Here is a 12,132-nt window from a genome sequence, read left to right on the forward strand (position 1 = left end):
AAATATCAACCGAGTCTACTCTGCTAGCTTAGCCAGTATCTGCTTATTTTGTTGCACGAATTTTTAAAAAAAATTTCATCCAAAATTGGCATTTGCAGGTTCAATGCCAAACTTGAGGCTACACTTATCTCTGCACTTAGAATAAGCACTTGCTTACTGTTAATTGCACCATAAGTTTTTTGTGACAATTGAATCCTTGAGCCAGATCAATGTATTGGCACTGATATTGCTCTCGCTATAGTCATCGCAGTCACAAAAAATTCATAATCTGCAAACACAATAGCCATAAGGAAGAAGATTTAATGAGTACACAATCATCGGGTCGTTTTGTAAGTCGGCTTACTCGTGAAACACTGGCAATAATTCTTGCAGGCGGGCGTGGCTCCCGATTACATCAACTTACCGACTGGCGAGCAAAACCAGCGGTTCATTTTGGCGGAAAATTTCGCATTATCGACTTCCCTCTGTCTAACTGTGTCAACTCGGGTATTCGTCGTATTAGCGTTCTCACTCAATATAAGTCGCACTCTCTGGATCGACATGTGCAGCGCGGCTGGGGCTTTCTTGGTGGTGAGCTGGGTGAATTCGTAGAACTCTTACCTGCACAGCAGCGTTTGAGTGAATCCTGGTACGTGGGTACTGCTGATGCAGTGGTACAGAACATCGATATTATTCGCCGCCATAACCCCGAATATGTACTCATTCTTGCCGGCGATCACGTTTATAAAATGGACTATGGCACCATGATTGCCGCCCACGTTGAACGTGGCGCCGATATCACCGTAGGTTGTATCGAAGTTCCATTAGAAATTGCCCATGCATTTGGAGTGATGGATGTCGATAAGGATTTTCGAATTGTGAAATTTACTGAAAAGCCGAAAAATCCAGAACCTATTCATGGCAAACCAGACAAAGCATTGGCATCCATGGGTATTTATGTTTTTAGTACCAAAGTGTTATTTCGCGAACTGTTGAAAGACCGTGATGACCCAAACTCATCACATGATTTTGGTAAAGATATTATTCCCTCCATGATCAAAACCCACCGCGTAACCGCATTTCCATTCCGCGACCCGGTGTCCGGTGGCGATGCTTATTGGCGTGACGTAGGTACCGTTGATTCATTGTGGGAAGCAAATTTGGAATTAACCGGCATATCGCCCGAGCTGGATTTGTACGACGCCGAATGGCCAATCTGGACTTATCAAGAACAAGTGGCTCCCGCAAAATTTGTTTTCAACGACGAAGGGCGCCGCGGTTATGCAGTGGATTCATTAATTGCAGGCGGCTGTATTATCTCAGGCTCTGCCGTAAAGCATTCACTGTTGTTCCCGCGTGTTCGTGTACATTCTTATTGCGAAATTGAGGATTCCGTTTTATTCCCAAGTGTAGACGTAGGTCGAAACTGCAAAATTCGCAAAGCATTAATCGACCGCCGCTGCAAAATTCCGGATGGCACTATTATTGGATACGACCTGGAAGAAGATAGAAAGCGCTTCCACGTATCGCCCAAAGGTGTCGTCTTGGTTACTCCCGACATGTTAGGACAGGATGAAGTCAATGGTTAATCATGGCAAAACGAAGGTTGTTTTTCTCTGGCACATGCACCAACCGGATTATCGCGACATAGTGACAGGAGAATATTATTTTCCATGGACATACCTTCACGCCATTAAAGATTATGTAGACATGGCTGCGCATATTGAGGCGCAGCCTGCTGCAAAAGCAGTGGTTAACTTTGCCCCCATCTTGCTTGAACAACTCGACGACTATGCGCAGCAAATTACTGCGCATTTGTCGCGCGGAGAAAAAATAAAAGATGCCGTTCTTGCCTCATTGGTAGAACCTAACTTACCAGCGCCAGGCACTATGGCGTTTTCCGATCTCGCACGAAAATATTTGCGCGCAAATCGCGAGCGAATGATTGAGCGCTTTCCTGTTTATAAAGAACTTGCCGATGTTGTTGGAACCTTTGATGAGAAGCCATTTATTAGTCGCTACCTCAATGAGCAATTTATTATTGATTTATGCGTTTGGTATCACATCAGTTGGCTCGCAGAAATTCCACGCCGTACCGATTCTCGCATTCAGAAACTGCAAGAAAAAGAACGCAATTATTCAATGGCAGATAGGCGAGAGCTACTAACAATCATCGGGGAATTGGTCGCATCTATTGGCCCGCGTTACCGAAAATTAGCGGAAGCAGGGCAGATTGAACTGTGCATGAGCCCTTATGCACATCCTATTGTCCCCTTGTTGCTTGACCTCAATAGCGCGAAGCAAGCAATGCCCAATGTCCCTTTGCCGAATGCCGACTTTTATCCCGATGGCCGCAATCGAGCACGTTGGCATTTGCATGAAGGGCTCAAGGTTTTTGAGCATTATTTTGGGGTAAGGCCCCGCGGCTGTTGGGCATCTGAAGGCGCGCTGAGCGATGAAACACTGCAGCTACTCGATGCAGAAAAATTTGATTGGGCCGCGACCGGCGATTCAGTTTTACACAATAGTTTACGTGCCCCTGAAAATCATGCTGCTGCCAGTCACCTGCATGCCACACATCAATCCTTACATCGCGCTTACAACTTTCACAACACACGTATCAATACGTTTTTTCGCGATGACGGGCTGTCTGACTTGATTGGATTTAAATATGCAACATGGCATTCAGACGATGCCGTAGGTGATTTGATTAGCCATATGGTAAATATTGCACAACATGGTAAAGACACTAAAAACACCGTAATTTCGGTCATTATGGATGGCGAAAATGCGTGGGAATATTTCCCTGAAAATGCCTATCATTTTTTGCACACGCTTTATGAACGGTTAAGTAACCATCCACAATTGGAATTAACTACCTATAGCAATTTATTAGATCAACAAAAACCAATACCGGTTGTTATGCCACACTTAGTGGCGGGTAGCTGGGTGTATGGTACTTTTTCCACCTGGATTGGTGACAAAGATAAAAATCGCGGTTGGGATATGTTGTGCGATGCAAAACAACAAGTCGATGCTGCGCTTAGCAAACGAAGTTTTACGGCGGCACAATTAGCACAAATTGAAAAGCAATTAGCGCTGTGTGAAGGGTCAGATTGGTTCTGGTGGTTCGGCGATTATAACCCTGCACAAAGTGTGAGTGATTTTGAATACCTATTCCGTCGTCACCTGATTAATCTGTACGCGCTGATCGATCAACCGGCGCCAGCTTATTTACATCAAGTAATCAGCGTGGGCGGTGGTGATCCTGCAACAGGTGGCGTGATGCGACAAGGTCAAGCCAATTAACACTCAAAAATATTGTATTAAAGGGAAGGGCACTTACTGATGGTTAACAAATCACCATTGTTCCAACGTCGTACAGCTGGTGTTTTGTTACATCCTACGTCACTACCATGTACTGAATCTTATCGGTGTGATGATACAAAAAAAGTATTTGGCACTCTGGGCAAAGATGCCTATGCGTTTGTAGATTTTATGGCGGATGCAGGCTTCTCGATTTGGCAAATGTTGCCAACAGGGCCAACACAAGCAGATATGTCGCCGTATCAATCTATTTCTGCACATGCAGGTAATCCGGATTTAATCAGTTTGGATTGGTTGGTGGAGAACAATTGGATTAATGGGGGGCAGGTGAGCCCTCACAATCACCAGACAGCACAGGAGTTACGCATAGCTGCGGCAGTGCAATTTTATGAACAATGCTCAAGTGAGTCCGCGGCAGCGTTAAACCAATCTTTTTTAAATTTTTGCGCTGAGCAAAACTATTGGCTGGATGATTTTGCACTGTTTAGTGCGTTGCGCACCAGTACAAAAAATGCATCCTGGGTGGATTGGCCAGAAGCAATTCGTACGCGCGACCCAATAGCATTGAGCAAGGTTCGCCAGCAATTAAAGAAAGAAATTGATCAAATATTATTTGAGCAATTTTCATTTTTTAGTCAATGGCACGCGCTGAAAAAATATGCGAATGAAAAGGGTATTTATTTATTTGGCGACATGCCTATTTATGTTGGTCACGACAGCGCCGATGTTTGGGCCCAACAGCATTATTTTAATCTAGACAACAAGGGACATCCGTTAACCGTTGCTGGCGTACCACCAGATTATTTTTCCGAGACGGGACAGCATTGGGGAAACCCTCATTACAACTGGGAAAAAATGCGTGAAGATGGTTTTCAATGGTGGCTCGCGCGATTGAAAACTCAACTATATTTATTTGATTTGATTCGGATTGATCATTTCCGTGGGTTTGAGGCTTTTTGGGAAATCCCTGCTGATGGTGAAGATGCTCGCTCTGGCAGATGGGTAAAAGCACCAGGCGAAGAATTTTTACAGGCTTGTTTTAACGCGTACCCTGAATTGCCATTGGTTGCTGAAAACCTTGGTGTGATAACTGACGAGGTTGAAACACTGCGTAGGCAATTCAATCTACCGGGTATGTTGGTATTGCAGTTCGGCTTTGATGGCAACACCAATAACCCGCACTTACCACACAACCACAGTCGTGATGAGGTTATCTATACCGGAACCCACGACAACGACACAACGCTGGGTTGGTATGAAACATTGACTGATCAAAATCGCCAACAATTAAAACAGTACTTTTTTAATTCATTGGAGCCAATGCCTTGGCTGTTAGTTGAGGCGGCGCTGGCATCTGTCGGAAGTATGGCGATTATTCCGATGCAAGACCTTTTGGAACTGGATGGAGGGCACAGGATGAATATGCCCGGTACAACGGATAAAAATTGGGTGTGGACGTTTTTGTGGGATCAGGTTGATCCAACATTGGCTGGGCGTGTCCGGCAGCTGTTAACAATCTATCATCGTCTTGGCTAAAGAATGAATAGCCAAAATTGGTGATGGCACATTATCACTCAACCAACGCAGGAATCATTATGGAACACAGATGCAGCGATCGTTATACAGCCGATATTAAAATCCTCATTTATCGCTACGGTATTCCGGTCGCTATAGGCCGTATCAAAAATGGAAACAGATACGGTTTATTTATCGAGTCAGACCTGGCGGATGTGCATCCGTTACAACAGCTAGGCATTGAGGTTCTGGTTTATCGCACGACGCAAAAACTCCAGCGCTACAAGTTTGAATCCATAGTTGCACACAAAAATGGACGCGGATTCGGTGTCGAGATTGATTCCTCCAATGAAGAGGCCGGCAATCAACTCATAGAAATGTTGCTGGCGGAGCCAGCAACTCCCCAAGCGGACGAGTTATTTGCTATGGTAGCCAATGCTTGAGACAAGCACGGCAGAGCTTTAAAGCCGTTCAAGCATCTTATCGATGGCCACAGTTGCCCATACATGATTGCGCATAATGTATAAACTGACGCCGACTTAAAGTGCCAAATAACCCCGCTAATTCAATGAGTTAGCGGGGTTTTTTAAACGACAGTTTGTCGCATTACACTAGCTGGAAGGTTGGTAAAAACTCGCCCATAAACGCGGCGCCTGTGAATATAAACAGGGCGGCCACTGCGGCGGTTTTCCGGGGGTCGAATTTGTCAGTTATATCAACCAGCAGGTCATAGGCCGGGCTGTTAAAACTGCGTTCGGCGGCAAGGCTCAAAATAATAAATTCCGCTGGGAAATTCAGTATTTCCGCTGCTTTCAGGCCTTGTTCATCAGTAAAGACGCCGCCGTGGTGGCGCATTTTGTAGATGCGTTGGGTTGTCATTCCAAAGGCTTTGGCGGTCTTGTAGTCGCTGCCTAACTTCTCCTTGAGTAAATCTAGTAGGTCTCTTGTAGTTACCATTTTGATCACCTCTTGTTAGAACATTTATTTATTAAAACACGTTACCCGCCGGTTTATTAGGTTTCCCTCTGGTTGCATGCATCCCGCGAGTTGCATATCTTTGAGTCGTACCCCGTTGGTACTGGGGTGACAGGGTTGCCGTAATAGCCGGTAAACCCTTGGGACGTGTGTCGAAGTCAAGCCGCCCTGTCACCCCAACTCTAACGGGATCGAAAACCAGTCAACTAACGGGGCGACTATGCAAACCAATCAATTAATGCGGCCTGAACCCATGCCGCAGATTCCATCCAGCCAGGCGCTTGAGCGCCTGCGTGTTTATTCCATCATCCAGCACAGAGAGCGTGTGCGTGATCGCAAGTTGGCGGCGGCAAAGCGGGCGCTGTCCATCGCAAATACGTTCAAAAATCCTGATCTGAAAAAAAAGCATCGCTCTCGCATTTTTGGTGCGATGAATAAGTTGAGGGCGGCGTGATGGGGATAATTATGATCGATAAGTGTAAATGCGGTTATGAGTCCACGCCTATAGATGTTCAGCAGCATAGAGCGGAGTGCAAAGTTTTAAGGCGTGAAGCGTCAAGGCGCGCACTTAGGCGTTCACTTGAAAAGAAAAAGGTGCGTTGATGAGTGCGGCACAACAACACGCGGCGGCAATTCTGGCGGCTGCAAATAATCAGTTAACCGCGGAACAGTCCCGGCATTGTTTTTTAGCGCTGTCCGCGTTGGTTGCGGCGGCGCGTGATGCTAACCATTCGTCCTATTTGCTGATGGCTGCAACTGAAAATGATCAGCCGCGTGATGCGGCTGAATTTCAGAAAGTAATGCGCGAACAGTTGGCGCTGGTGCGGGATCAACTCAAATTTATCGGGAGTGTTTTAAATGGAACTGTTAATCAATGACCCAAAAAACCAAAGATTATTTAATGCTGGTCGCCGCGTTGGTGCTGTGGCTGGGAGTTACTCAGTGGCTCGAATTAAGAGACTCGGAACCTTTACCGCTGAATCGCGTACAGGCGCCATGATCCATGTGGATGCAATTTTGGAGCGCGGCCATTTAGCATCGCTAAGTAATATTGCAAGTGATTTTGTTGTTACTGAGTCGGTGTTGGTGTGAATAAAAGTTGGCTTCGTGATCAAAAAAACTTTGAGGGTTCTTTGGCGAAAAACCATAAGGACTCTCTAGGTTTTTTGGCGTCTATTCGCAATTCAGTTGCTAAGCAGGAATTTTATAAAACTCGCCCAAAGTTAATTCAAAAAGATTTAATGGGGCGCACTCTCGGGCGCGTTGCTGCGTCTATCGATACTCGTAAGAATTTGGCATACGCGGAAGCAAACCGGGCGCTATTAAATGTTGATAGCACTCTGCGTATCCATGATTTGAATTTAAGCTGGTGCGATGAAAGCTTGCGCAATTGGGCATCTGCAAAAGCTAGTGAGTGCGTGAGTATTTGTGAGCAGCTTGATGAAAAAAGCGCTGTCGCGTTGGCGCGTGTGTACGTTGAAAGCTATGGCTTTGTGTGGCCTTGTTATTGTTTGTTTGGTGATGAAGCCGCGCTATTGCGTGTGCAGGATGAAAAATGGTGGCGTCGCCAGGCTCGTGTTGCCAAGGTTCGCGCAATGGATCAATTGGCGCGTCACTTCCGCATGGTGCATGCCAAGGCGCAACCCTATGCAAGTAATGAGGCGGTAAAGCTGCGCCGGGCGCAGGTTAAAAGGAACCGTGGAACGCTGGAAGGTTTTGAGGCAATCAATCAAGAGGGTGATACTTATACGCTGGCTGAGTTGAGCGATTTGTCAGTGAGCAACCCTACTAACCGTCGCCATGAATTGATGGTTCGTATGCGCGGGTTTGAGCAAATCGCTGAACAGTTCGGCCATACGGGCTTGTTTATTACTTTGTCGGCGCCTTCACGTTTTCACCCGATGCGCCAGGTTAAAAACGTGCGCGGTCAGTTGGTGCGTGTTGAGGAAAATCCAAAATATAAAGGCGCTACGCCGCGTGATGCGCAAGAGTGGCTTAATAAAACATGGTCGCTAATTCGTGCGGCGCTGGATCGTTTAGAAATTCGTTGTTATGGGTTCCGCGTTGTGGAGCCTCATGCCGATGGGTGCCCGCACTGGCACCAACTCTTATTTTTTTCTGCTGAAAATATCGAGCAAGTTAAATCCATTTTTAAAAAGTATTCGTTGCGTACCGATGCTGATGAAGCGGGCGCGGCTAAGTATCGTTTAAAAATTGTTTTGATTGATAAGGAGCGCGGAAGTGCTGCGGGTTATATCGCTAAATACATTTCAAAAAGTATCGATGGCACTCACATTGATGATGATCTTTTGGGTAATTCTGGCTTTGAAGCTGCCGAGCGAATTTGTGCATGGGCTTCATCATGGGGAATACGACAGTTCCAGCAAATTGGAGGCGGTAGCGTCACCGTTTGGCGCGAGTTGCGGCGTTTGGATTCTGCCGATGGCATTACAGAGGTGGCGCGTGTGGCGGCTGATAGCAGCGATTGGGCGGCCTATTACCTTATTCAATCAAACGGCTTGCCTTTTGTGTCACGTTCAACCGCGCCGATTCAGGCGGCGTACTGGTTGGAGCATGATTCTCAAACCGGTGAGGTGATTGATGAATCTGTAAATAAATACGGCGAGGCCAGCAGGGGCAAGCTGTTTGGCCTTATCGCCGCTGGTGAATACGTTTTGACAAGGTTTTATCGCTGGACTGTCCAGCGCGTAGGTGAGGCCGCAAAAGCGGCTGTAAAAGCGTTACCGGTCTGCACTTTGTCGCCTGACGATTTGCTTGACCTGTTGCGCGGTGATGGTCTTGGTTCAACCGCGTAGCGGTTGCCTTGGACTTGTGTCAATAACTGTACGGGGTGGGTGGAATGAGTAGAGTCACACAAGATTTACTAAAGCAGGCAAGGGAGAGCGAGCAACCGGAAGTCAATCCCGTTGTGTTGCGCGGTGAGCCTACAAAACTGGATAAAAAACGCCGCCGCAATAAGCGCCGCAAGGCTGGCCGCCATGCGTGATTTATTTAAATACGCCAAAGCATGGGCGTTGGTGGCGATGGTCACTCGTGCCGCTTTGGTGTTGTGCGTGTTGGTGCTGGTGCTGGCTGTGTTGTTCGGTAGTGGCGGTGAAATAAAACTGGCGTGGAGTTTCAACCAATGAAAACGACAAACCCAAAAATAGGCGTTTGGAAGTGCGAGCGCGGCGGCGAGGCTGAGGTGTTTCAGACGGTTAAGCGGGGTCGCCACTTTTACACAAAGTGCGATTGTTGCGGCTTAAATCAGGGTACTGGTGCCGGGCGTCAACAACAGATTTTTGACCAGGCGCAATTTTTTGATCGCGCCGCCATTGTCATTCCGTCCGGGGTAACGGCGTCCGGGGCGAAAGTGATTGAGCAAAAGCCGGAGCCGGAAAAAATCGCGCAGGATTTTGACCCGTCGCAACCAGCGCCGGAAGATGAAAAAAGCGAAGCGGTTGCCCCTTCCGGGGGGATCAAGCGCTTTATTCCGGGTTTGGCCTTTTTAGCAGCGGCAGGGGTTGGGTTATGGATGAGTTAGACAACTTGGCGCGGCGCGCTGAATCGTTCGAAAAGCAAACTCAGGATGCAAATACATGGGAGGAAGTGAGCGACACCGCTGAGCCGGGTAAGGTCGAAGCCGTTATTGATATTGATGCGGCGGGCAACCGGGTTGAATCGCTGATGAAAGTGGCCGAGGCGGCTGCAAAAATGTTTCTGGATAACCGCTTGCACTTCGCTGATGAAGAAATAGAAGCAGGCCGCGACAACTTGGCGCCAGTGGTTCAAAAGTACGGCTTGGCGGGAGAGGGCACCGGGCGTTTGCCGTATCAAGAGGAACTAACGGCGGGGTTCTACCTTGGCGGTCTGTTTAAGCGATTCCGGCGCGCCTTGGCTGCTCTCAAGGCGGCTGATAAAGCGAAAGCGGAAGCGGAAAAGCAAGCGAACCAGCAACAGTATCAAGCGAGTGCACAACCCAATGGCGAAGAACGAAAACACCAGTCTAAAGAACAATCACGCTCTGTACCTAGCGAAGTCGGGGTGGGGGAAGTCGCAGACCCTGACGCGCCGGGGTGGCTTACCAGACCGGGGGGCGCGGGTACTGCTTTGGGATAACAACCGGGATCACAAGGCGCACCAGTTCGACAGCCTAAGCGAATTTACGCGGGCGGTGGCTCGCGCAAACAAGAGCGGGCAGGGCTTTCGCATTGCTTATACCGGTGATCCGTCGCCGGATGCGTTTGAGATATGGTCGGCGGTGATGTGGGAAATTCTGGATGGTAATCGCCTGACCTATGGGCTGATAGAGGAATACTCAGACTGTTGTCGTGGCCCCGGTATTTTGAGCCAGAAAAACGACTATGCGCACCGTCGCCTGTGGACTCAGGGGCGAAAGTACGGCGGTATTCTTCACGCCACCAGCCAGCGCCCCCAATTGATTAGTAAGGATGCGCTGGGTAACGCCGGGATTATTTGGGCGAGTGCGATGGATACGGCGGCGGCCAAGCGGGTAGCGGCTGAAATGGATATAGGAGCCGATGACTTGCGCGCTTGTCAGGTGGGTGAGTTTTTTTGCCGTAACAACGGGGCGGCCGCTGAAAAAATAAAAGTTTTTACACCTATTTAAGCAAAAAAGTTAAGCGAACTAAGCGAACTGTAAGCGAAAGGGGGCTGGACGGGGCAAGCGAGCCAAAGCGCAGGATTTAAAAGACGAACCGGAAACGGTTTTTTCTTTTAATCGCTTTGGAGGCGAAAAAGTGAATCAACTTCAAAAACTGCAAAAAAATATTGACCCTAAGACGGTAACGTCTGTTGTGGTTGGTATGGCTGCGTTCGGCGCGATTGTGTATGTCGCCGTTCGTACCGGGATTAAACCACTCAAGCAAGCGGCTGATGTCGTTAAGGGTGGTAAGTAATGGCTCGTATCCGTGAACCCATTTACCTCATTGAAAACGCTACCGCTGGTCAGCGTTGTTTAATTCAACCCTCGGTAGGTCGTACTTGGCTTGATTTTCATATCGAGCATGGCGGCTTAACACTCGCGCAAATGACCAACATTCGCGTGATTCTGGTATCGCCTGAGCGCTCCATCACTCTGATGGAATTCAAAAACGGTACTGAATTGAACGAACTGAATAAACGCTATGGCCGCAAGGTTGCAGCGGGCACTTTGTCGTTCTACTTCCGCAAGCCAGAAATGGAAAACGAAGCGCAATCCATGGCAACCGCCTTGGGTACTCAAGGCTTAATGGCTATTCGTGTGGAATTCGATATTGCGACTGGAACTACTCCGGTGATTAAGGCGTGGGGTCGTAAAGTGGCTAACCGTGCGGTATCAGCGGGGCTGTTGCCTTACATCGTTAACCATAACGTGGGTGGTCAGGCTCAAGGTGTAAACCACTATGACAGCATCGAAAAGCGTGATCGCATCATTGCCATTCATGCACTGAACGACAAGATCACTGCGATGCAATTGAAAGTGGATGACGCCGTTGTGTTTGATCTAACTCGTGCCCAGGGTGAATTCGATGAAAGCGTGGGTGGTCGTGTGCCGTATGGCGCGACTTACGGCGCGTGTATCGACTTCACCACGGCTGGCGTGTTGGATGAGGCGTTGATCATGCAGGCTCAAGGTTATCAGGCACAGCAGATGCGACTGTCTGTCACCTTGGATGCGGCAGCGGCCACCACTACGCGCTATCTGGTCGAGTACCTTTCCACGTGGGCAAGCATTGCGGGCAGCAATACACGCGCAGCCGCGTAAGGGGGCGATATGTTGCAACCAAACAACTCAGGCGGGTTCGATTTCGGCGCCATTCTTGATAGCACCTTAAAAACCTATCAAGCGGTGTCGATTGCCCGTGCTGAGCGCGATGTCGCCAAGTACCAGTTAGCGGGCGCCACTCAGCAAGCGGCGCTGCATGGCACTGAGGGCTATACCGCGTCGGAAGCATATAACGTGGGTGTAGCTGGCAACGGCTCGCAAATTGTCCGGGGTAATGCCTCGGGCGGTGGCTCTGCACCAATCAATGCCAATCTGCTGATGTATGGCGGCTTGGCATTGGTGGGCGGGCTGCTGGTCTGGAAGGCGTTGAAATAATGTTTGGCGCATTTATGGGAGCGGCGGGCGGGGGCGGCATGTCGGCCAGTTCCAGCGCGTCGGCTTCACAGGAAACGGCTAACAATATTTCAAGCGGTGGTATTAACGTTGGCGGCTTAACCATGGGTAACAAAAGTTTTTTTGAAACGGATGTTGCAAAGGTGGCGGCTGTTGGCGGTGTGCTGGTTATCGGCCTTTTTTTGCTGCGGAAAAAATGAAAATTTCGGCGGGCG

General features: G+C 48.6%; 18 protein-coding genes. 17 read left to right on the forward strand and 1 reads right to left on the reverse strand.

Annotated elements, in window-relative coordinates; genetic code table 11:
- The first annotated feature begins 302 nt into the window (after nt 1-302).
- From glgC to NNX04_RS03620, 4 genes are read left to right on the forward strand one after another with little or no spacing between them, the layout of a single operon-like run.
- On the forward strand, nt 303-1,568 hold the full coding sequence (gene glgC, locus NNX04_RS03605) for a glucose-1-phosphate adenylyltransferase (RefSeq protein WP_151057755.1): 1,266 nt from the start codon (nt 303-305) through the stop codon (nt 1,566-1,568).
- On the forward strand, nt 1,561-3,288 hold the full coding sequence (locus NNX04_RS03610; protein WP_261947535.1) for a glycoside hydrolase family 57 protein: 1,728 nt from the start codon (nt 1,561-1,563) through the stop codon (nt 3,286-3,288). The genes glgC and NNX04_RS03610 overlap by 8 nt, the downstream gene beginning before the upstream one ends.
- A 39-nt stretch (nt 3,289-3,327) precedes the next feature.
- Nucleotides 3,328-4,842: a 4-alpha-glucanotransferase gene (malQ, locus tag NNX04_RS03615; RefSeq protein WP_261947536.1), complete on the forward strand. Its 1,515-nt coding sequence runs from the start codon at nt 3,328-3,330 to the stop codon at nt 4,840-4,842.
- A 59-nt stretch (nt 4,843-4,901) separates the two neighbouring features.
- Entirely contained in the window at nt 4,902-5,264 is a 363-nt protein-coding gene (locus NNX04_RS03620; protein WP_151057749.1) for a hypothetical protein, read from the forward strand.
- A gap of 163 nt (nt 5,265-5,427) precedes the next feature.
- On the opposite strand, the gene NNX04_RS03625 is transcribed toward NNX04_RS03620, so the two are convergent.
- Nucleotides 5,428-5,778, reverse strand: coding sequence for a hypothetical protein (locus NNX04_RS03625; RefSeq protein ID WP_261947537.1), 351 nt, complete (start codon nt 5,776-5,778; stop codon nt 5,428-5,430).
- A 238-nt stretch (nt 5,779-6,016) separates the two neighbouring features.
- On the opposite strand from NNX04_RS03625, the gene NNX04_RS03630 reads away from it, so the two are divergent.
- The 13 genes from NNX04_RS03630 to NNX04_RS03690 all read left to right on the forward strand — a co-directional run bounded on the left by NNX04_RS03630 (nt 6,017) and on the right by NNX04_RS03690 (nt 12,117).
- On the forward strand, nt 6,017-6,250 hold the full coding sequence (locus NNX04_RS03630; RefSeq protein ID WP_261947538.1) for a hypothetical protein: 234 nt from the start codon (nt 6,017-6,019) through the stop codon (nt 6,248-6,250).
- Between the two features lie 148 nt (nt 6,251-6,398).
- Entirely contained in the window at nt 6,399-6,674 is a 276-nt protein-coding gene (locus tag NNX04_RS03635) for a hypothetical protein (protein ID WP_261947539.1), read from the forward strand.
- Nucleotides 6,655-6,888 (forward strand): hypothetical protein, encoded by a 234-nt coding sequence (locus tag NNX04_RS03640; protein WP_261947540.1) that lies wholly within the window; start codon nt 6,655-6,657, stop codon nt 6,886-6,888. Before NNX04_RS03635 ends, NNX04_RS03640 begins: the two co-directional genes overlap by 20 nt.
- Entirely contained in the window at nt 6,885-8,612 is a 1,728-nt protein-coding gene (locus NNX04_RS03645) for a replication endonuclease (protein ID WP_261947541.1), read from the forward strand. The genes NNX04_RS03640 and NNX04_RS03645 overlap by 4 nt, the downstream gene beginning before the upstream one ends.
- A 44-nt stretch (nt 8,613-8,656) precedes the next feature.
- Nucleotides 8,657-8,803: a hypothetical protein gene (locus tag NNX04_RS03650; RefSeq protein WP_261947542.1), complete on the forward strand. Its 147-nt coding sequence runs from the start codon at nt 8,657-8,659 to the stop codon at nt 8,801-8,803.
- Complete coding sequence (locus tag NNX04_RS03655; RefSeq protein ID WP_261947543.1) at nt 8,796-8,945, forward strand: hypothetical protein; 150 nt, start codon at nt 8,796-8,798, stop codon at nt 8,943-8,945. The genes NNX04_RS03650 and NNX04_RS03655 overlap by 8 nt, the downstream gene beginning before the upstream one ends.
- The gene (locus tag NNX04_RS03660; protein WP_261947544.1) at nt 8,942-9,340 is read left to right on the forward strand and encodes a hypothetical protein; all 399 of its coding nucleotides are present in this window, start codon (nt 8,942-8,944) and stop codon (nt 9,338-9,340) included. The genes NNX04_RS03655 and NNX04_RS03660 overlap by 4 nt, the downstream gene beginning before the upstream one ends.
- Nucleotides 9,328-9,915 carry a hypothetical protein gene (locus tag NNX04_RS03665; RefSeq protein WP_261947545.1) on the forward strand — a complete coding sequence of 196 codons (588 nt, stop codon included), beginning with the start codon at nt 9,328-9,330 and terminating at the stop codon, nt 9,913-9,915. The genes NNX04_RS03660 and NNX04_RS03665 overlap by 13 nt, the downstream gene beginning before the upstream one ends.
- Nucleotides 9,916-9,970: 55 nt before the next feature.
- A complete protein-coding gene (locus NNX04_RS03670) occupies nt 9,971-10,426 on the forward strand; it encodes a hypothetical protein (RefSeq protein WP_261947546.1) in 456 nt (151 codons plus the stop codon).
- Nucleotides 10,427-10,556: 130 nt separating this feature from the next.
- Nucleotides 10,557-10,715, forward strand: coding sequence for a hypothetical protein (locus tag NNX04_RS03675; RefSeq protein ID WP_261947547.1), 159 nt, complete (start codon nt 10,557-10,559; stop codon nt 10,713-10,715).
- Nucleotides 10,715-11,563, forward strand: coding sequence for a major capsid protein P2 (locus NNX04_RS03680; RefSeq protein WP_261947548.1), 849 nt, complete (start codon nt 10,715-10,717; stop codon nt 11,561-11,563). The genes NNX04_RS03675 and NNX04_RS03680 overlap by 1 nt, the downstream gene beginning before the upstream one ends.
- A gap of 9 nt (nt 11,564-11,572) precedes the next feature.
- Nucleotides 11,573-11,899, forward strand: coding sequence for a hypothetical protein (locus NNX04_RS03685; RefSeq protein WP_261947549.1), 327 nt, complete (start codon nt 11,573-11,575; stop codon nt 11,897-11,899).
- Nucleotides 11,899-12,117, forward strand: coding sequence for a hypothetical protein (locus NNX04_RS03690; protein ID WP_261947550.1), 219 nt, complete (start codon nt 11,899-11,901; stop codon nt 12,115-12,117). The genes NNX04_RS03685 and NNX04_RS03690 overlap by 1 nt, the downstream gene beginning before the upstream one ends.
- The last annotated feature ends 15 nt before the right edge of the window (nt 12,118-12,132 follow it).

Source organism: Cellvibrio sp. QJXJ (assembly GCF_024452345.1).
Classification (GTDB): Bacteria; Pseudomonadota; Gammaproteobacteria; order Pseudomonadales; family Cellvibrionaceae; genus Cellvibrio.